General features: G+C 71.6%; 18 protein-coding genes. 9 read left to right on the plus strand and 9 right to left on the minus strand.

Annotated features, from left to right (window positions below; translation table 11 throughout):
- Nucleotides 1-86 precede the first annotated feature (86 nt).
- Complete coding sequence (locus tag IG64_RS03925; RefSeq protein ID WP_037851922.1) at nt 87-1493, minus strand: family 2B encapsulin nanocompartment shell protein; 1407 nt, start codon at nt 1491-1493, stop codon at nt 87-89.
- 267 nt (nt 1494-1760) lie between these two features.
- Here IG64_RS03925 and IG64_RS03930 point away from each other — a divergent pair, with 267 nt between their 5' ends.
- Nucleotides 1761-2678, plus strand: coding sequence for a 1-aminocyclopropane-1-carboxylate deaminase/D-cysteine desulfhydrase (locus IG64_RS03930; protein WP_037851924.1), 918 nt, complete (start codon nt 1761-1763; stop codon nt 2676-2678).
- A gap of 89 nt (nt 2679-2767) precedes the next feature.
- On the opposite strand, the gene IG64_RS03935 is transcribed toward IG64_RS03930, so the two are convergent.
- Complete coding sequence (locus IG64_RS03935) at nt 2768-4360, minus strand: Na+/H+ antiporter (protein ID WP_037851925.1); 1593 nt, start codon at nt 4358-4360, stop codon at nt 2768-2770.
- A 79-nt stretch (nt 4361-4439) separates the two neighbouring features.
- Here IG64_RS03935 and IG64_RS03940 point away from each other — a divergent pair, with 79 nt between their 5' ends.
- The 3 genes from IG64_RS03940 (at nt 4440) to IG64_RS03950 (ending at nt 6592) form a co-directional block, all read left to right on the plus strand.
- Nucleotides 4440-4700, plus strand: a complete 261-nt coding sequence (locus IG64_RS03940; protein WP_037851926.1) for a UBP-type zinc finger domain-containing protein — start codon at nt 4440-4442, stop codon at nt 4698-4700.
- A gap of 258 nt (nt 4701-4958) precedes the next feature.
- Complete coding sequence (locus tag IG64_RS03945; RefSeq protein ID WP_009190566.1) at nt 4959-5375, plus strand: anti-sigma regulatory factor; 417 nt, start codon at nt 4959-4961, stop codon at nt 5373-5375.
- Nucleotides 5376-5392: 17 nt separating this feature from the next.
- Nucleotides 5393-6592, plus strand: coding sequence for an RNA polymerase sigma factor SigF (locus tag IG64_RS03950; RefSeq protein ID WP_078883772.1), 1200 nt, complete (start codon nt 5393-5395; stop codon nt 6590-6592).
- Between the two features lie 216 nt (nt 6593-6808).
- Here IG64_RS03950 and IG64_RS03955 read toward each other — a convergent pair whose 3' ends face one another.
- A complete protein-coding gene (locus IG64_RS03955; protein ID WP_037851929.1) occupies nt 6809-7267 on the minus strand; it encodes a hypothetical protein in 459 nt (152 codons plus the stop codon).
- Between the two features lie 135 nt (nt 7268-7402).
- Here IG64_RS03955 and IG64_RS03960 point away from each other — a divergent pair, with 135 nt between their 5' ends.
- Both IG64_RS03960 and IG64_RS03965 read left to right on the plus strand, forming a co-directional pair.
- Nucleotides 7403-8371, plus strand: coding sequence for a diacylglycerol/lipid kinase family protein (locus IG64_RS03960; protein ID WP_037851932.1), 969 nt, complete (start codon nt 7403-7405; stop codon nt 8369-8371).
- Between the two features lie 318 nt (nt 8372-8689).
- Nucleotides 8690-8947: a WhiB family transcriptional regulator gene (locus IG64_RS03965; RefSeq protein ID WP_016639615.1), complete on the plus strand. Its 258-nt coding sequence runs from the start codon at nt 8690-8692 to the stop codon at nt 8945-8947.
- Nucleotides 8948-9280: 333 nt separating this feature from the next.
- Here IG64_RS03965 and IG64_RS03970 read toward each other — a convergent pair whose 3' ends face one another.
- Nucleotides 9281-10747, minus strand: a complete 1467-nt coding sequence (locus tag IG64_RS03970) for a sensor histidine kinase (protein ID WP_037851934.1) — start codon at nt 10745-10747, stop codon at nt 9281-9283.
- 634 nt (nt 10748-11381) lie between these two features.
- Nucleotides 11382-12032, minus strand: a complete 651-nt coding sequence (locus IG64_RS03975) for a TetR/AcrR family transcriptional regulator (protein ID WP_037851936.1) — start codon at nt 12030-12032, stop codon at nt 11382-11384.
- Between the two features lie 93 nt (nt 12033-12125).
- On the opposite strand from IG64_RS03975, the gene IG64_RS03980 reads away from it, so the two are divergent.
- Complete coding sequence (locus tag IG64_RS03980; RefSeq protein ID WP_051812338.1) at nt 12126-12926, plus strand: SDR family oxidoreductase; 801 nt, start codon at nt 12126-12128, stop codon at nt 12924-12926.
- Nucleotides 12927-13160: 234 nt separating this feature from the next.
- The gene (gene nagB, locus IG64_RS03985; protein ID WP_037851939.1) at nt 13161-13946 is read left to right on the plus strand and encodes a glucosamine-6-phosphate deaminase; all 786 of its coding nucleotides are present in this window, start codon (nt 13161-13163) and stop codon (nt 13944-13946) included.
- Between the two features lie 477 nt (nt 13947-14423).
- Here the strand turns inward: nagB and IG64_RS03990 are convergent, their stop codons facing one another.
- The 4 genes from IG64_RS03990 to IG64_RS04005 form a co-directional block, all read right to left on the minus strand.
- Complete coding sequence (locus IG64_RS03990; protein WP_037851941.1) at nt 14424-15947, minus strand: glycoside hydrolase family 3 protein; 1524 nt, start codon at nt 15945-15947, stop codon at nt 14424-14426.
- Nucleotides 15948-15956: 9 nt separating this feature from the next.
- Nucleotides 15957-16823: a carbohydrate ABC transporter permease gene (locus IG64_RS03995; protein ID WP_107474141.1), complete on the minus strand. Its 867-nt coding sequence runs from the start codon at nt 16821-16823 to the stop codon at nt 15957-15959.
- The gene (locus IG64_RS04000; RefSeq protein ID WP_037851944.1) at nt 16820-17806 is read right to left on the minus strand and encodes a carbohydrate ABC transporter permease; all 987 of its coding nucleotides are present in this window, start codon (nt 17804-17806) and stop codon (nt 16820-16822) included. The genes IG64_RS03995 and IG64_RS04000 overlap by 4 nt, the downstream gene beginning before the upstream one ends.
- A 141-nt stretch (nt 17807-17947) precedes the next feature.
- Nucleotides 17948-19231: an extracellular solute-binding protein gene (locus tag IG64_RS04005; protein ID WP_037851946.1), complete on the minus strand. Its 1284-nt coding sequence runs from the start codon at nt 19229-19231 to the stop codon at nt 17948-17950.
- Nucleotides 19232-19695: 464 nt separating this feature from the next.
- On the opposite strand from IG64_RS04005, the gene IG64_RS04010 reads away from it, so the two are divergent.
- Complete coding sequence (locus tag IG64_RS04010) at nt 19696-20460, plus strand: GntR family transcriptional regulator (RefSeq protein WP_037851949.1); 765 nt, start codon at nt 19696-19698, stop codon at nt 20458-20460.
- Nucleotides 20461-20490: the final 30 nt, after the last annotated feature.

Below are 20490 nucleotides of genomic sequence, written 5' to 3' on the forward strand. Positions count from 1 at the left end.
CGTCCGCCCGCAGGGCACCGGGCGCGCGCCGCCGGGGTGTACTACCCGGCCCGTGGGGCGGGGACACCGGTGACCGGCGAAGGGCCTCAGCGCCAACGCCCGACCTCGATGTTCTCCAGCACACCCAGGGCGTCCGGCACCAGGACCGCCGCCGAGTAGTAGGCCGTCACCAGGTACTTGATGATGGCCTGTTCGTTGATGCCCATGAACCGCACGGACAGGCTCGGCTCGATCTCGTCCGGGATGCCCTTGGCGCGCAGCCCGATGACGCCCTGGTCCTCCTCTCCGGTGCGCAGCGCGATGATCGAGCTGGTCCGCGCCTCGGTGACCGGGATCTTGTTGCACGGGAAGATCGGCACCCCGCGCCAGGTGGGGATCCGGTTGCCGCCCATGTCGATCGTCTCGGGTACCAGCCCCCGCTTGTTCAGCTCGCGGCCGAACGCGGCGATGGCACGGGGGTGGGCGAGGAACAGTTTGGTACTGCGGCGCCGGCTGAGCAGTTCGTCCATGTCGTCGGGGCTCGGCACCCCGTCGTGCGGCTGGATCCGCTGGTCGTACTCGCAGTTGTGGAGCAGTCCGAAGTCACGGTTGTTGATGAGCTCGTGCTCCTGGCGCTCTTTCAGCGCCTCTACGGTGAGCCTGAGTTGCTGCTCCGTCTGGTTCATCGGCTGGTTGTAGAGGTCGGCCACCCGCGAGTGGATCCGCAGGACGGTCTGGGCGATGCTCAGCTCGTACTCGCGGGGCCGGGCCTCGTAGTCGACGAAGGTGTGCGGAATGTCCGGCTCACCGCTGTGCCCCGCGGCGAGCTCGACCGCCTTCTCGCCGTACTTGTTGGTGCGCTGCCCGGGGATCGAGCGCAGTCGCCCCAGGTGGTCGGTGAGCGACTCGGCGCGCTCGGCGACCTGCTCGAAGTCGTGCCGGGACAGGACCAGCACGGTGCACGCGGTGGCGGCGCGGACCGTGTGGTCCCACATGGCGTCCGGGTCGAGCAGCGCCTGTTCGCCGAAGTGGGCGCCGTCGGCGAGGACGCCGAGTACCTGGTCGTCGCCGTAGGGGCCGGTGCCGACCTTCTCTGCCCTGCCGTGCGCGAGGAGGTAGACCTCCTCGGCCCGGTTGCCGAAGGAGGCGATCACCTGTCCGGCGGCGATCTCGCGCTGCCTGCAGCGCTGGGCCAGTTCGGAGAGCACGTCGTCGTCCTCGTACCCGCGCAGCACCGGCAGCTCGCCGAGTTCGGCGGGGATCACCTCGACACGGTCGCCGGTCTTCACGAAGGTGATCCGGCCGTCGCCGACCGCGTAGGTGAGCCGCCGGTTGACCCGGTACGTGCCGCCCTGCACGTCGACCCACGGCAGCATGCGCAGCAGCCAGCGTGAGCTGATCTCCTGCATCTGGGGTACGGACTTGGTGGTGGTGGCCAGGTTCCGCGCGGCCGCGGTGCCGAGGCTCTGCTGCGGCCGGTCCTGCTCCGTGCGGACCTCATCGCCTACCGACATAGAGAATTGCCCTCCCACTCATGCCCGGCACGATCGGCGCCGCGCATCGATTTGCGAGCCCCAGCCTTCCATCACGTAACGTGTCCGTGCTATTACACGAAAGAGCGGGAATGGATCACCATCGGTCCGGGCAGGCGTAGCGATCCTGTTCGACCCGTGCCCGATCGCGGCGGGGCCGGCCCCCGGCGGCCACCGCCCCGCCGTCGTCCGCAGCGGGTGCCGCGGCGGCCGCGGCACGAGCGCGGCGGTGCCGGGGACAATGGACGGATGACCAGCCCCGCCGCCCCCGTCCCCGACCCTGCCGCGCCGGCGCCGAGGCTCCCCTCTCCCGTGCAGGAGCTGAGCGACGACCGGTTCGGCCGGCGCGGACTGCGCCTGCTGCTCAAGCGGGACGACCTGATCCATCCGGAGCTGACCGGCAACAAGTGGCGCAAGCTCGCCCCGAACCTGCGGGCCGCCGCCGGACGGACCGTCGTCACCTTCGGCGGCGCCTACTCCAACCACCTGCGGGCCACCGCGGCGGCGGGCCGCCTCCTCGGGTTGCCCACGGTGGGGGTGGTCCGCGGCCAGGAGCTGGCCGGCCGTCCCCTCAACCCCTCCCTGGCCCGGTGTGCGGCCGACGGGATGCGTCTGCACTTCGTCGACCGGCAGACGTACCGGCGCAAGGCCGAACCGGCGACCCTGGCGGCCGTCCTGCGCGCGGTGGGGGCCGCGGACGCCTTCGTCGTGCCCGAGGGCGGCAGCAACTCCCTCGCCGTGCACGGCTGCACGGCGCTCGGCGCGGAACTGGGCGACCGGGCCGACGTCGTCGCCGTCGCCTGCGGGACCGGCGGCACGCTCGCGGGCCTGGCCGCCGGGCTGCCGGAGGGCGGGCGAGCCCTCGGCATACCGGTGCTCAAGGGCGGCTTCCTGGAGGCCGCGGTGCTGGCCCTGCAGGAAGAGGCCTTCGGCGCCCGGCGCGGCACGTGGTCCCTCGACGACCGCTTCCACTTCGGCGGCTACGCCCGCACCACCCCCCGGCTCGACGCCTTCGCCGAGGACTTCGGCGCGCGCCACGGCCTGCCGGTCGAGCGCCTGTACGTCGCCAAGATGCTGTACGGGCTGCTCACGCTGGCCGAGGAGGGCGCCTTCGCGCGCGGGACGACGATCGCCGCCGTCGTGACGGGCCGGCCGTTCCCGTCGTAGCCGGGTCTCCCGAGCCGCGGCTCGACGAGCCGGGTCCCCCGGGCCCCGGCCGCCGGCCGGGCGGCGGCGCGGGGGCCGTGCGCGTGCGGCTACGCGGCTTCCCGGTAGGCGGCCGCCTCCTCCAGGTCCAGCCTGCGCAGCAGCGTGCGCAGCATCTCGTCGTCGATGTAGCGGCCGTCCCGCAGGCGCACGAAGACCGCGCGCTCGGCGCCGATCATGTCCCGGGAGAGCCTGCGGTAGGTGTCGTCGACCGACTCGCCGGTGACCGGGTTGGTCTGGCCGAGGCGTTCCCACACGGCGTTGCGGCGGCGTTCCAGGACCGAGCGCAGCCGGTCGGCCAGCGGGGGCGGCAGGGCGTTGCGCTCGTCGGTGAGCAGTTCCTCCAGGCGCTGTTCGGCGACCCGGGAGGCCTGCGCCTGGGCGTTCGCCTCCGCGAGCGTGGCGGCCTGCGCGTCGTGGCCGGGGAACTTCAGCAGGCGGATCAGCGGCGGCAGGGTCAGGCCCTGCACGACCAGCGTCCCGATGACCGTGGTGAAGGTCAGGAAGAGGATCAGGTTCCGCTGCGGGAAGGGCCCCCCGCCGTGCACCGTGAGCGGGATCGAGAAGGCGATGGCCAGGGACACCACGCCCCGCATCCCCGCCCACGCGGTGACCATGGCACCTCTCCAGGTGGGGTTCTCCTCGCGCTCCCGCACCCGCCGCAGCAGCCGCGGCATGAACGTCGCCGGGTACACCCACACGAACCGGGTGGCCACGACCACCAGGAAGACGGCGATCGCGTACCAGGCCGCCGCCGCTCCGGCGTACTCCTCCAGTCCCCGCAGGACGACCGGCAGTTGGAGGCCGATGAGGGCGAACACCGCCGACTCCAGGACGAACGCGACCATCTTCCACACGGCCTCCTCCTGGAGGCGGGTGGCGAAATCGACCTCCCACGCGCGGTGACCGAGGTAGAGGGCGACGGTGACGACCGCGAGGACCCCGGAGGCGTGCACCTGCTCGGCGACGCCGTAGGCGACGAACGGGATCAGCAGGGAGAGCGTGTTCTGCAGCAGCGCCTCCTTCAGGTGGGTGCGCAGCCAGTGCAGCGGCGCCATCAGCACGAGTCCGACGCCGACACCGCCGACCGCGGCGACGAGGAACTCCTCCACTCCCCCGGACCAGGTCGCGCCCTCCCCGACGGCCGCGGCGAGGGCCACCTTGTAGGCGGTGATCGCCGTGGCGTCGTTGAGCAGGGACTCACCCTGAAGGATCGTGGTGATGCGCGAGGGGAGCCCGACGCGGCGGGCCACCGCCGTGGCCGCGACCGCGTCCGGCGGGGCGACCACGGCGCCCAGCACCAGGGCCGCCGTCAGCGGCAGCCCCGGAACGATCAGGTACGCGGCCCAGCCCACCACGAAGGTCGCGAACAGCGCGTACCCGACCGAGAGCAGTGCCACGGGCCGCAGTTGCGCGCGCAGGTCCAGGTAGGAGCTGTCCGCGGCGGACGTGTACAGCAGCGGGGGCAGCAGCAGCGGCAGGACCACCTCGGGGTCGAGGGTGTAGTCCGGCACCCCGGGAACGTAGGAGACGGCCAGCCCCGCGGCGACCAGCAGCAGCGGTGCCGGTACCGGGGTGCGCCGGGCGGCCCCGGCCACCACGGCGCTGCCCGCCACCAGCAACAGCAGCGGCATCACGTCCATCGTCCTCGCCCACCCATCGTCTCGTCCCGCCCGGATCGCCCCGCGCGGTCATCCGCGCGAACGTCGTAATCTGGCAATCATGAAACAGTGCACGCACACCGACGCGCTGCCGCATCCGGAGCCCGGTCCCCGCAGCGAGACGTGCCCGGAGTGCCTGCGGGACGGTACACACCCCGTGCAGCTGCGGCTGTGCCTGACCTGTGGCCACGTGGGATGCTGCGACTCGTCGCCCGGGCAGCACGCCACGAAGCACCACAAGGACACCGGTCACCCGGTGATGCGGACCTTCGAACCCGGGGAAGACTGGCGTTGGTGCTTCGTGGACCACGTCCTGGTGTGACCGGACTTTCGGACGGTTCGACCGTCTGACGTGTGGGTACGTCAACCCGGCGCGCGTCGCTCCCATTTGGATCCGCCCAACCCCTAGCCACGGAGCGTATCCGTAGGTTTACTATGAGTGACAGAAAGGGGTCGGGGTCCCGGGGACAGGAATGTCGGGCGCGCGGTAGCGTCACCGCTGGACCATGAATCGTGTGCCCCGGGGGGCGACCCTCGGCCCGAGAGAGCTTGTAGAGCTTGTACCACCTTGGAGGTGAGGGTGTCCCAGATCGCAGGCGAGCCCGCGGCGAACCAGGACTTCGTGGAAGTCCGGCTGCCGGCTGCGGGTGCCTACCTGTCGGTGCTGCGGACGGCCACGGCCGGCCTGGCGGCCCGTTTGGACTTCACCCTCGACGAGATCGAGGACCTGCGCATCGCGGTGGACGAGGCCTGCGCGATCCTGCTCCAGCAGGCCGTGCCCGGCTCGGTGCTCAGCTGTGTCTTCCGGCTGGTCGACGACTCCCTGGAGGTCACCGTCTCGGCCCCGACCACGGACGGTCACGCCCCCTCGCGGGACACCTTCGCCTGGACCGTCCTGTCGGCCCTGGCGGGCAAGGTCTCCTCCGCCGTCGACGAGGACAAGACCGTTTCGATCAGCCTCTACAAACAGCGCGGCGCGGGACCCGGGCCGGCGTGAGGAACGGGGACGGGCCGGTGCGGGACGAAGAGCGCGGCACACGGGAGCTGCCGGCGGAGGGCGCCATCGCGCCCCGCGCCGACGCGGCCGGGACTCCTTCCGGAAGTCCTTCCGGGGGCGGGCCGGGCGCGCCGGCGGGGCCTTCACGGCCCGCGGGCGGCATCGAGGGCATCGACGGCATCCCCGAGCAGGCCAGACCGCACCCGGACGACGAGACCCCGCGGCCCGCTCGTGGCGAGGGGCGGCGGGAGCGGGACGACGCCGTGCAGGGCACGCCTCCGCCGGCCCGGAGCGATGCCTCCGCCGGCCACGGGGGTCCCCCCGTCCGTTCCCCGCAGCCGGGGGCGGAGGAGCGGGCAGGGGCTCGGGGAAGGGCGACGGGCGGGACGATGAGCGAGCACGAGCGATACTCCGAGGACGCCGCGCAGGGCGCCCCGAGCGTGCACGGCACGCGGCACGACCCCCATGACCGCAGTGGCGCCCGCGCGATGTTCGTGGAGCTGCGCGCGCTGCCGGAGGGCAGCCCGCAGTACGCGGAGCTGCGCAACCAGCTGGTCCGGATGCACCTGCCGCTCGTCGAGCACCTCGCGCGCCGTTTCCGCAACCGGGGCGAGCCGCTGGACGACCTCACCCAGGTCGCCACCATCGGGCTGATCAAGTCGGTCGACCGTTTCGACCCCGACCGCGGCGTCGAGTTCTCCACGTACGCGACCCCGACGGTCGTCGGTGAGATCAAGCGGCACTTCCGGGACAAGGGCTGGGCCGTGCGGGTGCCGCGGCGGCTGCAGGAGCTGCGGCTCTCCCTCACCACGGCGACGGCCGAGCTGTCCCAGCTGCACGGCCGCTCCCCCACGGTGCACGAGCTGGCGGAGAAGCTCGCCATCTCGGAGGAGGAGGTCCTGGAGGGCCTGGAGTCGGCCAACGCCTACTCCACGCTGTCCCTGGACGTCCCCGACACCGACGACGAGTCCCCGGCGGTCGCGGACACCCTCGGCGCGGAGGACGAGGCGCTCGAGGGCGTGGAGTACCGCGAGTCGCTGAAGCCGCTGCTGGAGGACCTCCCACCGCGCGAGAAGCGCATCCTGCTGCTGCGTTTCTTCGGCAACATGACCCAGTCGCAGATCGCGCAGGAGGTCGGCATCTCACAGATGCACGTCTCCCGCCTGCTGGCCCGCACCCTGGCCCAGCTGCGGGAGAAGCTGCTGGTGGAGGAGTAGCCCCGCGCGCGAGCGGTGGCGCGGCCGCGCGGGCCGCTGAGCGGCTGCCCGGCCCGTGGGGTGCCTGCGGCGCGCGGCGGCGCAGAGCGTCCGGGCACCGGCGGCCCGCGGCGTGAGTGAAGCCGGGTGCGAGGGGAGCCGGGCATCCCGCGGCAACGCCGCGGATGCGCGTGCCGCACCCCGCGCCCGCGGCACCACCCTCACAGGGCGATACAGCTAGCGCTGTTCGCTCTCGCGCGCGCGGCCCGGACCCCTGATGCCGAGGGCGCGGGTCGTCGCCGGGTGCACGAGCAGGACCAGGGAGGCCACGGCCACCGCCGCGAGCGCGATGCCCGCCGGGACGGCCACGCTGTCGGCCTGCAGCAGGCTGTAGGCGACGGGCAGCGCCATGATCTGGGTGATGACCGCCGGGCCCCGGCTCCAGCCGCGCCGGCGCAGCAGCCCACGGGCGGCCAGCAGCGGCAGCAGCGCCAGCACGAGGACGGTGATCCCGCCGGTGACCGCCTGCTGCCGGTCGCCGCCGTCGCCCGTGAGGCCGAGGACCAGCATCCAGACGCCGCCGACGAGCAGTGCGAGCCCTTCCAGCGCGCACAGCGCCGCCGCGGAGGTCAGCCGTCCTGGGCGCGGGCCGGAGGCGTCCGTGGAGTCGGTCCGGGAGTTCTGCTCACTGCTCACCCCAGAAGGGTAGCCTCAGCCCCGCGCAGCGGCCCTCGCGGAGCTGACCGCCGTGTCCAGGCTCACGCCCGCCCCTCTTACCCGATCCCTACCTCGGCCTGGGCCGAGTACTCCTCAGTAGGTACGCTGCTGACCATGCGTGCACTTCTCGTGGTCAATCCGGCGGCAACCACCACAAGCGCACGTACGCGCGACGTCCTGATCCACGCCCTCGCCAGTGAGATGAAACTGGACGCGGTCACCACCCAGTACCGGGGCCACGCGCGCGACCTGGGCCGCCAGGCGGCGGACAGCGACGACGTCGACCTGGTCGTGGCCCTCGGCGGCGACGGCACGGTCAACGAGGTGGTGAACGGCCTGCTGCACCGCGGCCCCGACCCCGAGCGCCTGCCCCGCCTCGCGGTGGTGCCGGGAGGCTCCACCAACGTCTTCGCCCGCGCCCTGGGCCTGCCCAACGACGCGGTCGAGGCGACCGGCGCGATCCTGGACGCCCTGCGCGAGGGAAGCGAGCGCACGGTCGGCCTGGGACTCGCCTCCGGGACGCCGGGCACCGACGACGCGGCGGTCCCCGAACGCTGGTTCACCTTCAACGCCGGCCTCGGATTCGACGCGGGCGTCGTCGGCCGCGTCGAACAGCAGCGGGAGCGCGGCAAGAAGTCCACGCACGCCCTGTACGTGCGCCAGGTGCTGCGCCAGTTCTTCGGCGAGCCGAACCGCCGGCACGGCGCGATCACCCTGGAGCGGCCGGGCGAGGACCCGGTCGCCGATCTGGTGGTGGCGATAGTCTCGAACACCTCGCCGTGGACCTACCTGGGCAATCGCCCGATGTACACGTCCCCCAAGGCGTCGTTCGACACCGGCCTCGACGTGCTCGGTCTCAGCCGTCTGTCCACGGCCGCGGTCGCCCGGTACGGCACGCAGTTGCTCACTTCGTCCCCGGAGCGCGGGCCGCAGGGCAGGCACGCCCTGTCGCTGCACGACCTGAGCAGCTTCACCTTGCATTCGAAGGCGCCGCTCCCCCTCCAGATGGACGGTGACCACCTGGGGCTGCGTACGAGCGTGACGTTCACAGGCGTACGCCGTGCACTGCGTGTGATTGTGTGAGCGGAAGGGCCTAAAGTCCTTTCACTCGAACGTTTAGGCCAGGATCCACCCCATGGAAGTACGGCTGTGACCTAGTCGACACCGAGGAATCCAAAAAAAGTTTCCGGAAGGGGTTGTATCCGCCGCCGAGGTTTGCGAATCTCTACATGGCGATCGGGACGGCCCCCACACCGGGCCCCGGAGATCGCCGGAACCCCTCTTCAATCCACAGGACCACGCCAGGGAAACCTGACGGTCGGCCCTTCACTTGTTGAGGGATTCGTGAAAGCGTTCACATTCACAAGCACTTGCACGTAATACCAAGGAGAGGTAGCAGCCATGGACTGGCGTCACAACGCCGTTTGCCGCGAGGAAGACCCCGAGCTCTTCTTCCCCATCGGCAACACCGGTCCTGCGCTGCTGCAGATCGAGGAAGCCAAGGCCGTCTGCCGTCGCTGCCCGGTTATGGAGCAGTGCCTGCAGTGGGCGCTCGAGTCCGGCCAGGACTCCGGCGTCTGGGGTGGTCTCAGCGAGGACGAGCGCCGTGCGATGAAGCGCCGCGCCGCCCGCAACCGGGCCCGTCAGGCCTCCGCCTGACCACAGCCACCCCGCTGACAGCCTGAGCTTGGCGGCGCGTGCAGCGTGCACGCATCCCCCGCCCCCGAGCCGCAGCGCGCAGTACCCCCGATGCTCCCCCAGGCTCTTCGAGCACGGGGTACCCCCATTCCGGTGGGGCAGCAACGAGCGACTGGCCCCGGACCCGCCAAGGTCCGGGGCTTTTTGCTGTGCCGACGACGGGGGCGGGGCGGATCCCGCGGGCAACGGCCGTGGTGGGGGCGCGGGGCGGACGATCCTCGTGGGGAACGGTCACCGTGAGGAACGGTCACCGTGAAGAAGCGTTCGCCGTGGGGAACGGCTCGCCGAGCCCGGCTACTTGGGCGTCCCCACCGGGATGTCGAGCACCACGCGTGTGCCCCGCTCGGGCGCCGGGACCATGTCGAAGGTGCCGCCCAACTCGCCCTCCACCAGGGTCCGTACGATCTGCAGGCCGAGATTGCCCGAGCTGTGCGGGTCGAAGCCCTCGGGCAGCCCCACTCCGTCGTCCTGCACGGTGACGAGCAGACGGCCCTCGCGAGTGGTGCCGCCGCGGACCGCCGACACCTCGACGGTTCCGGTGTCGCCCTCCAGGAAGCCGTGTTCCAGGGCGTTCTGCAGGATCTCGGTCAGGACCATCGACAACGGCGTGGCGACCTCGGCGTCCAGGATCCCGAACCGGCCGCTGCGCCGGCCGGCGACCTTGCCCGGCGAGATCTCGGCGACCATCGCCAGCACCCGGTCGGCGATCTCGTCGAACTCCACCCGCTCGTCCAGGTTCTGAGACAGCGTCTCATGGACGATGGCGATCGAGCCGACCCGGCGAACCGCCTCCTCCAGTGCCTCCCGGCCGCGTTCGGAGTCGATGCGCCGGGCCTGGAGCCGGAGCAGCGCGGCCACCGTCTGGAGGTTGTTCTTGACCCGGTGGTGGATCTCCCGGATGGTCGCGTCCTTGGTGATCAACTCACGTTCGCGGCGGCGCAGTTCGGTGACGTCGCGGAGCAGTACCAGTGAACCGATGCGGGTTCCCTTGGGTTTGAGCGGGATGGCCCGGAACTGGATCACCCCGTCGTGTGCCTCGATCTCGAACTCGCGCGGCGCCCAGCCGCTCGCCAGCTTCACCAGCGCCTCGTCCACCGGGGCGCGGGACGGGGCGAGTTCGGCCGTGGCCTCGCCGAGATGCTGGCCGACGAGGTCGGCGGCCAGACCGAGCCGGTGGTAGGCGGACAGCGCGTTCGGCGAGGCGTAGGTGACCACGCCGTCGGCGTCCAGCCGGATCAGGCCGTCCCCGACGCGCGGCGAGGCGTCCATGTCGACCTGCTGGTCGGGGAAGGGGAAGGAGCCGGCCGCGATCATCTGCGCCAGGTCGGAGGCGCTCTGCAGGTACGTCAGCTCCAGTCGGCTCGGGGTGCGCACGGTGAGGAGGTTGGTGTTGCGCGCGATGACCCCGAGGACGCGTCCCTGGCGCCGTACCGGGATGGACTCGACCCGGACCGGTACCTCCTCGCGCCACTCCGGGTCTCCCTCGCGGACGATCCGCCCCTCGTCGAGCGCGGCGTCCAGCATCGGGCGGCGGCCGCGCGGGACGAGGTGACCGATCATGTCGTCCTGGTAGGACGTCGGGCCGGTGTTGGGCCGCATCTGGGCGACGGAGACGTAACGGGTGCCGTCCAGCGTGGGTACCCACAGCACCAGGTCGGCGAAGGAGAGGTCGGAGAGCAGCTGCCACTCCGAGACCAGCAGGTGGAGCCATTCGAGATCGGAGTCGTCGAGGGCGGTGTGCTGGCGTACGAGTTCGTTCATGGAGGGCACGTCTGCGAGCGTACCCGGGCGTTTGTACGGTTTCGAAATACGCGGGGGCACGAGGGACGGGTCCGCGAGGGGCCGGGGGCACTGCGAGGGGCGGGGCCCTGCGGCCGCCCGAGACGTGCGGGCCCCGGGGCCGGGTGCGGCCCGGCCCGGAGACACCCGCGGGCCGCGGCGCCTGGGAGGGACCCTCAACCCTCCCGGCACCGCAGCCCGGAGCAACATCGGCCGTGGGGTGTGCGGTCCCGGTCGGCCGAAGGGTGAGGAGCCGGGGCAGTCAGGGCAGAGAGCGCCGGTTCCTCGGTCCGCCCTCCTGTGCGGGGAGGACGGAGGTTCACGTGTTCACCTCGTTGCCTGTGGCGCGCGAGCGCGGCGCACAGGCCCTTGTTCTGGATCCCTCTCGATTCTGGACTAGACCACTTGTGCCTGTCCATGAGCGGGAAGCACTTCGTTGTGCCTTCTTCGTCGGACGACCGGGCCGGGACCGGCCCGGCGACCCGGCCCACCGGCCGCGCCCGCCGGGCGGTGGGCCGGCCGTACCTGCCGGTCCGACCGGACCTGTCGAACCGGCCGCCGGCCCTCAGGGGCCGGACGCCGGGCGTTCGTCACGCAGCAGCCTAGCCCGCCCGGCTCAGCCACGGGGCCAGATGGTCATGGCAATTTCCGCGACCGCCTCCAGTTCCTCGCGGCTCGCACCGTCGCGGGCCTGCTGGGACATCCCCTGGATCAGCGCGCCGACGTACCGGGCGAGCGCGCCGGTGTCGGTGTCCGCGGGCAGTGTGCCGGCGGCCACGTCCGCCTTGATACGGCTCTCGAAGGCGGCGATGTTCTCGTTGCGCCGCGCCCGCAGGGACTGTTCGACCTCGGGCGTCGTGCAGTTGGTGGCCGCGTGGATGACCAGGCAGCCGTGCGGACGGCCCGGGGCGGTGTACTCGGCCGCCGCCTCGCGCAGGATCCGTCCGACGGCGGCGCGGGCCGTGGGCTCCTCCGTCAGGGCGCGGGCGCCGAAGGACCCGTACCGCTCGCCGTAGTCGTGGACCACCTCGGCGAAGAGCGCCTGCTTGTCACCGAAGGCCGCGTAAAGGCTGGGGGCGCCGATGCCCATGGCTCGGGTGAGGTCCGAGACGGAGGTGCCTTCGTACCCGTGCTCCCAGAAGGCCAGAACGGCCTTCTCCAGCGCGGTCGCCCGGTCGAACGAGCGGGGCCGGCCGCGCCGCCGGGCGCCGGGCACGCCTGCCGCACCCGCACTGACCTGCTCTTCTGTCTCCTGCTTCACCACCATGGGGTGATTTTATAGCGGGCACTAGAGAAATGACAGCCGCATGCGGTACGGTCTTTCTGTAGCGACCGCTAGGGAAATTCGAAGGGGCTTGCCATGGGGACGGACGAGCGCTCGGGCGCGACCGGGGGGACGGGCAGGGCCGCGGGTTCGCTCGCGGGGCGGACCGCGCTGGTCACCGGGGCGAGCAGGGGCATCGGGCGAGGTGTGGCCGAGCGGCTGGCACGGGACGGCGCGCGCGTCGCCGTGCACTACGGGAACAACGAGGCGGCGGCCCAGGACACGGTCGCCGCGATCCGGGCGGCGGGCGGCTCGGCCTTCGCCATCGGCGTCGAGCTGGGGCGGCCCGGCGACGCCGAGGCGCTCTGGGCGGAGTTCGACCGGCACGCGGACGGTGTGGACATCCTGGTGAACAACGCGGGAATCGGCACCTCACCGCCATTGGAAGAGATCGACGAGGAACAGTACGACCGGGTCTTCGCGGTGAACACCAAGGCACCGTTCTTCATCGTCCGGCACGGCCTGGGGCGTCTGCGCGACGGCGGCCGGATCGTCAACATCTCCACCGGCCTCGCTCGCGACGCCGTCATGCCGGACAAGGTGGCCTACGCGATGACGAAAGCCGCGCTCGACGTGTTCAGCCGGGACCTGTCCAAGCTGCTGGGTCAGCGCGGCATCACGGTCAACTCGGTGGGACCGGGCCTCATCGACACCGACAACACGGCCGGACTGCTGCACCGGACACCGGGCGGCTGGGAGCGGGGGGCGGCGATGTCCGCGCTCGGGCGCGTGGGCACACCGGCCGACGTGGCGGACGTGGTGGCGTTCCTCGCCTCGGACGGGGCACGGTGGGTGACGGGGAGCTGGGTGGACGCGACGGGGGGTTCGCTGATGTAGGCGCGGTGCGGGGCCGCCGGTCGCGTCGGGGCGGACGGGGCCGGGAAGCGACGGGCGGAAAGGCGGCAGCGGCGAGGAGGTGACGGCCGGGTGGCGGGGCCCTGAAGCCGGGGGCCGGGGGTTGCGCGGGACGGGTCCTGGGAACCCGATTCTGCTAGATTGGTCTAAACCACACGACCCCTCCTTTCCGGGTCCGGTCCCCTTCTCGGCTCTCCTCAGATCGGCAGGCCCAGCGTGGAAGTTGTCATCGTTCCGGATGCCAGGGCGGGCGGCGAGCTCATCGCCGAGGCCATGGCGCAGCTGCTGCGGCGGAAGCCCGACGCCCTGCTCGGCGTGGCCACGGGTTCTACTCCGCTGCCCGTCTACGAAGCGCTGGCGGCCAAGGTGCGTTCCGGCGCCGCTGACACCTCCCGGGCGCGGATCGCTCAGCTCGACGAGTACGTGGGGCTGCCCGCCGATCACCCGGAGTCCTACCGCTCCGTGCTGCGCCGGGAGGTGCTGGAGCCGCTGGGGATCGGCATGGAGGCGTTCCTGGGACCCGACGGCACCGCCGAGGACGTGCAGGCGGCCTGCGAGGCGTACGACAAGGCGCTGGTCGACGCGGGAGGCGTGGATCTCCAGCTGCTCGGCATCGGCACCGACGGGCACATCGGGTTCAACGAGCCGTGCTCGTCGCTCGCCTCGCGGACGCGCATCAAGACGCTGACCGAGCAGACGCGCGTGGACAACGCGCGCTTCTTCGGCGGCGACGTCGGCCAGGTCCCCCACCACGTGATCACCCAGGGCATCGGAACGATCCTGGAGGCCCGGCACCTGGTGCTGCTGGCGACGGGTGAGGGCAAGGCGGACGCGGTCGCCGCGACCGTCGAGGGACCGGTCGCGGCGGTCTGTCCGGCCTCGGCGCTGCAGCTTCACCCGCACGCCACCGTCGTCGTCGACGAGGCCGCCGCCGCCAAGCTGAAGCTGGCCGACTACTTCCGCCACACCTACGCCGACAAGCCGGAGTGGCAGGGCATCTGAGGAGCGCGGCCCCAGCGGAGGCGCCGGTGCCCTGGAGGGCGCGACCGGCGCCTTCGCCGTACGCCCCGCGAAACCCGAGCGAGCCCAGGCCGGGCCCCTCGCCCGCGTCGGCGGCCGAGCCGTCGACGGTGTCACCGGCCACCGGGGCGGCACTCGTCGCGCTGGGACGGCGCGCGTCCCGCCCGCTGGCGGCCATGCGCGGACCCTGTACGGCCACCGCCCCGAACCGGCCCCCGGACCCGGCGTCCCCACGGTCCACAAGCGGCTCCGCGCCGGCCCGTGCCTCGCCCGGCCCCCCGCCCGCCGGCGTCCAGGGACGGGTCAGGTCCGCAGCCGCCGTCCGGGGCCGGGGATGGACTGCTCCGCCCGGCAGGGTGCTGCCGGGCGGAGGGGGACCCCGTCTCGGGCGGGGGCGCCGGTGTGCGGGTCAAGCGCCACCGAAGAGCGTGCGTCGCAGGAACCACCGTCCTGCGCCGCTCACTCCCCCGCGACGGCATCTCCCGCGATGACTTCCGCCGCGGCCCGGCCGCATACGCGGGCCGCGCCGTGGGTCGCGATGTGGAGGGAGCCCCTGGAGGGAGCCTGGGGGACGCCCATCTCCACCACGATGGTGTCGGGGCGCGCCGCGATCAGGGTGTCGAGGGCCGCCGCCATCCAGGGGTGACGGTGTTCGTCGCGGACGACCGCCACCACCCTGCGGCCGGCCGCCGCCTCCAGGGCCGCCTGCCCGGCGTCCGGTCCGCTGAAGCTTCCGGTCTCCGTGCCGGGCAGCAGGCGGCCGAGTTCCGCCGCCACGCCCCAGGGGGTCTCGGTGCCGACGGCGATGTTGGCGACGGGGGTGAGGGCGGCGACGTAGGGCGGCCGGACCAGGGGGGTGAACGTTTCAGCGACGGTGACCCGCAGGGCGCGGCGCGCCGCCCGCAGTCCGACCTCCGGATCGGCGGGGGTCCGCGCCGCGGCGGCCGCCGCGGAGGCGGTCCAGCGGGTGAGGGCACGGACACGTTCAGCGGCGTCCGCGAGCCGCTCCTCGGGCAGGTCCCCGGAGCGGACCGCGGCGACCAGGGCGTCGCGCAGCCGGCGCACGGTCTCCTCGTCCGCGAGGCCACCGCCCACGCAGATCGCGTCGGCACCGGCGGCGACGGCGAGGACGCTGCCCCGCTCGATGCCGTAGGTGTCGGCGATGGCCTTCATCTCCACGGCGTCGGTGACGATCAGGCCGTCGTAGCCCAGCTCGCCGCGCAGGAGGTCGGTCAGGACGCGCCGGGACAACGTTGCCGGAAGTTCCGGCTCCAGGGCCGGTACGAGGATGTGGGCGCTCATCACGGCCTTGGTGCCGGCGGCGATCGCCGCGCGGAACGGGGCCAGGTCACGTGCCTGGAGCACGTCGGTGTCCACGTCGATGCGCGGCAGCGCGTGGTGGGAGTCGACCGCGGTGTCGCCGTGCCCGGGGAAGTGCTTGGTGCAGGCGGCGACGCCCGCCGCCTGCAGTCCGGTGACGTAGGCGGCGGTGTGCCGGGCGACCAGGTCCGGGGCGGCGCCGAAGGAGCGGACGCCGATGACGGGGTTGCCGGGGTTGGAGTTGACGTCGGCCGAGGGCGCCCAGTTGAAGTTGGCGCCGCACTCGGCGAGCCGCCTGCCCAGCTCCCGGGCGACGTGCTCGGTCAGCTCCACGTCGTCCACCGCGCCCAGCGCGTGGTTGCCGGGGAAGCTGGAGCCGGTGCGCACCTCCAGGCGCGTGACGTCGCCGCCCTCCTCGTCGATGGCGACCAGGACGTCCTCGCGTTCGGCGCGGAGCTGGGCGGTGAGGGCGCTCAGCTGCCCGGCCGTGGCGACGTTGCGCCCGAACAGGGCGACCGAGGCCAGTCCTTCGCCGAGGTGGCGCAGCAGCCAGTCGGGGGCCGTGGTCCCGGTGAAGCCGGGCTGGAGGACGGTCAGCGCGTCACGGGCGAGAGCGTCGTTCTGCGAGCCGGACGCAGTGGTGCCGCTGGCGAATGTCGTCATCGGGTGGCGTTATCCCTTCACGGCGCCCGCGGTCAGGCCCGCGGCCATCTTGCGCTGTACGAGGAGGAACAGAACGACGATCGGTACGGCCATCATGGTGGCTCCGGCCATCATCGGGGCGTATTCGGTGCCGTGCTTGGTGGTGAAGTTGCCGAGCCAGACAGTAGCGGTCTCGTGCTCCTGGCTCATCAGCATCAGGGCGTAGAGGTACTCGTTCCATGCCTGGATGAAGCCGTAGACGGAGGTGGCGACCATGCCGGGGGCCAGCAGCGGGAAGACGACCCGGATGAAGGCGCCGGTGCGGGTGCAGCCGTCGACCATGGCGGCCTCCTCCAGCTCCTTGGGGATGTTGACGATGAAGCCGCGCAGCGTCCACACCGTGAAGGGGAGGATGAAGGTCAGGTACGTGATGATGAGCCCGGTCAGCTTGTCGTACTGCCCCAGGTCGTTGAGGAGCAGGAAGATCGGGATGATCATCGCGACCAGCGGCACCATCTGCACCGCCAGGATGCCCACGATCACGATCTTGCGGCCGCGGAAGGCGAACCGGGAGATGGCGAGCGCGGCCAGGGTGCCGACGACCATGCCGACGACCACCACGACCAGCGAGACGACGAGGCTGCGCCCGACCGGGCCCCAGAAGTCCGCGATGTCCAGGGCGCGTTCGAAGTTGTCGAAGGTGAGGCCGGTCGGCAGCAGGCTCGGGTCCGGGTCGATGGCGTCCTTGGCCGGCTTGAACGCCGTGTTGAGCATCCAGTAGAGGGGGAAGCCCAGGACGAGGAAGGCCAGCAGGCCGAGCAGGTTCCAGCCGAGCTTCGGCGACCGGCGGCGGCGGACCGGAGGGGTGGCGGTGGTCGTGCCGCTCAGGGTGCTCATTCGACCTCTCCGATCTTCAGCATCTGGCGCATGTACACGGCGACCACGCCCAGCAGGAGCAACACGGTGATCAGGGCGATCGCCGAACCCTGCGCGTAGTCGTTGACGACGAAGGCGCGGTCGTAGGAGTAGGTGTTGAGGATCTGGAACTCCGCCTCGGGGTGGCCGCCGCGCATGACGAACACCTGCGGGAAGACGCCCATGTCCCAGATGACCGACAGGGTCGTGAGCATCACGATGATCGGTTTGAGGACGGGCAGCGTGACGTAGCGGAAGACGCCCCACGCGCCGGCGCCGTCCAGCCGGGCGGCCTCCTCCATCTCCTTGGGCACCTGGGTCAGGCCCGCGCTGAGCGTGATGACGACGAAGGGCACGGCCCCCCACACCACGAGGAGCATGATCACGGCGAGGCCCTGGGGACCGCTGGCGAACCAGTTGTGGCCGATCATGTCGACCCCGGGCAACTTGCTGACCAGCGCGTTGAGGATGCCGTAGTCGGCGTCGAAGATCCACTTGAAGACGGTGGTGGCGACGATGACGGGCATGCCCCAGCTCGCCACCAGCACGATGTTGATCAGTGTCTTCACCCAGCCGGAGACCCGCTGCTGGAGCAGGGCCAGCGCCATGCCGATGACCATGGTGAGGACCACGCAGCCGACGGCGAAGACGATGGTGCGCACGACGACGGACCAGAAGTCGCCGTCGCTCAGCACCTTGCTGAAGTTGTCGAACCCGACCCACTCGGCGCCCTGGAAGCCCCACAGCTGCGGCTGCCCGAACTTCTGGAAGGACAGGGTGACCAGGCGGACCAGCGGGTAGGCCATGACCAGGGCGAGGACCAGCAGGCAGGGCGCGAGGAGCAGCCAGGGTGTCGCCGCGCCGCCGGACGTCCGGTCTCTGCGTGGCCGGTTCACCACGGCGGGCGGCGGCGCCTGCCGCGGCGGCGGCACCTTGGCAGGGGTGGTCGTGTCTGCGGCACTCATCGCGCGCTCCTCAGCGGTCCCTCATCAGGTGGTACGAAGGCGAAGCAGGCCGAAGCCGTGCGCGGCCGCACGGGAGCCGGGCCCCGGTCAGCGGCCGTGCCAGGAGCAGGGCCCCGCGCGCGGCGGGGCCCTGCGCCCGGGTCACTTGGTGTTGATGACCTTGTCGATCGCGGCGTCGGCGTCCTTGGCCGCGGCCTCGACCGACTTCTTGCCGGTGCCGATGCTCTGCAGCATGGTCTGCAGCACCTGGGCCTTCTCGACCTGGCCCCAGCCCGGCGCCATCGGGACGAACCAGCTGGACTCGGCGGCGGTGGCCGGGACCGCGGTCTTCGGGTCGCTCTTCAGCGTCGCGAGGTCGGTCTTGTTGTTGGGCAGGTTGCCCTTGGCGATCAGGCCCTTCTGGCCGCCCGAGCCGGTGAAGGCGTTGATCCACTCGGCGGCGAGCGCCTGCGCCTTGGACTTGACCGGGACGGCGAGGTCCGAACCGCCCAGGAAGACCGGCATGTTCTTGCCGGACGGGCCGGGCATCACGAAGTTCTCGACCTTGTCCGCGAGCTTGCCGACCTTGTCGTTCTTCGGGTCGGCAGCGGTCGCGCCCTCCCAGGCGGCGGCGAAGATCATGCCGGACTTGCCCTGGCCGTAGACGATCGGCCGGTCGGCCTCGTCCTTGGTCTTGTCACCGTGCATGTACTTGTCGAGGACGGCCTTGTAGTCGTTCAGGCCCTTGAGGGACTCGGGGGAGGACAGGTTGGCCTTCCACTGGCCGCCCTCCTCCTTGGCGATGGAGCCGCCGGCGTCGTAGACGAAGGACATGGCGGCGTACCAGTCACGGCTGGGCTGGTACCAGGCGCTGAACTTGTCGCCCTGCTTCTTCTGCACCTTGTCCAGGTCGGAGAGCAGTTCCTGGTACGTCTTCGGGGTGGTCTTCACACCGGCCTGGGCGAAGACGTCCTTGCGCCAGTTGGCCACGCGGCCGCCGGCGTAGTACGGGACGCCGTAGGTCTTGTCCTCGTAGGTCACCGAGGCCTTGAGGCCGTCCAGCCAGCCGGAGGAGTTGTCGAACTTCGACGCGTCCAGGGGGGCGAAGGCGCCCTTGACCATGTAGCCGAGCATCTCGGTGTTGCCCATCTCGACCACGTCGGGGGCCTTGTCGGTGGCGAGCACCGCGTCGAGCTTGGTGTTCTTGTCCGGCCAGCCGTAGTACTCGTGCTTGACCTTCAGGCCCGGGTGCTTCTTGGCGACCGCGTCGTCGGCCGCCTTGACCAGGTCCGGCCAGTTGTTCTGCGCGTCGACGGTGAGCCAGACGGTCAGCTCCTTGGCGTCGGCCCCCTTCGAGCCCCCGTCCTTGTCGTCACTGCCGCCACACGCCGCGATGGAGACCATCATGCCCGCGATACCGATCGCAGCAACCAGCTTGCGCTTCACGCCACCCTCCTCAAGGGATGCCACAAACCCCCCTGCCTCCCCGCGGTTGAGCGACAGTGGAAGCGTCAGCGCATACCGCCCATGGGGCTGGGACCTGGACCAATGGTGTAGACCAGTAGGGGGAGCTTGGCCCAGACCAATAGGGCTGTCAAGGGTGCGCCGACCCGCTCAACTGCTCCGTTATGGGACCGCGATATGCAGGGACCTTTCATTGCTCAAGCGGTCAAACGGACGTCCCCGCTCCACTGGACCACCGGCCGTCATCTCCCCCTGGCCGGACGCCTGTTCGTGTGGACCACCCGGCCCAGGGCGGACGATGGACTAGACCAGCAGGGGTCACGGCGGTATACAGAGGAGATCACGGAGCGTGCGGGAGAGCACCCCGCACAAGAAGCCGTGCCACGATGTGAGCCGTGGCCGACGGGACGTCGGCCGCTTCGGCACCGGAGCCGGGAAGGCGGAGCATGAGCACCGACGTCAGCAGTGCGGAGAACGAGGGTGGGGCGACCGTCCGTACCGCGCGCGTGCCCAAGTACTACCGCCTGAAGAAGCACCTGCTCGACATGACCCAGACGCAGGCGCCCGGGACTCCCGTGCCGCCCGAGCGGACGCTGGCGGCCGAGTTCGACACCTCGCGCACGACCGTGCGCCAGGCGCTGCAGGAACTGGTCGTCGAGGGCCGGCTCGAACGCATCCAGGGCAAGGGCACCTTCGTCGCCAAGCCGAAGGTCTCCCAGGCGCTGCAACTGACCTCCTACACCGAGGACATGCGCGCCCAGGGCCTGGAGCCGACCTCGCAGCTGCTGGACATCGGCTACATCACCGCCGACGACCGGCTCGCCGACCTGCTCGACATCACCACCGGCGGGCGCGTCCTGCGCATCGAGCGGCTGCGCATGGCCAACGGCGAGCCCATGGCCATCGAGACCACCCACCTGTCGGCCAAGCGCTTCCCCGCGCTGCGCCGCAGCCTGGTGAAGTACACCTCCCTGTACACCGCCCTCGCCGAGGTCTACGACGTCCACCTCGCCGAGGCCGAGGAGACCATCGAGACGTCGCTGGCCACCCCGCGCGAGGCCGGTCTGCTCGGCACCGACGTGGGCCTGCCGATGCTGCTGCTCTCCCGGCACTCCCAGGACCGCACGGGCCAGCCCGTGGAGTGGGTGCGCTCGGTGTACCGCGGCGACCGCTACAAGTTCGTGGCGCGGCTCAAGCGGCCGGTGGACTGACCGCGCGGGCCCCTCACCGGCCCCGCCGTG

Origin of the sequence: Streptomyces sp. NRRL S-340 (assembly GCF_000720185.1) — a bacterium.
GTDB lineage: Bacteria > Actinomycetota > Actinomycetes > Streptomycetales > Streptomycetaceae > Streptomyces.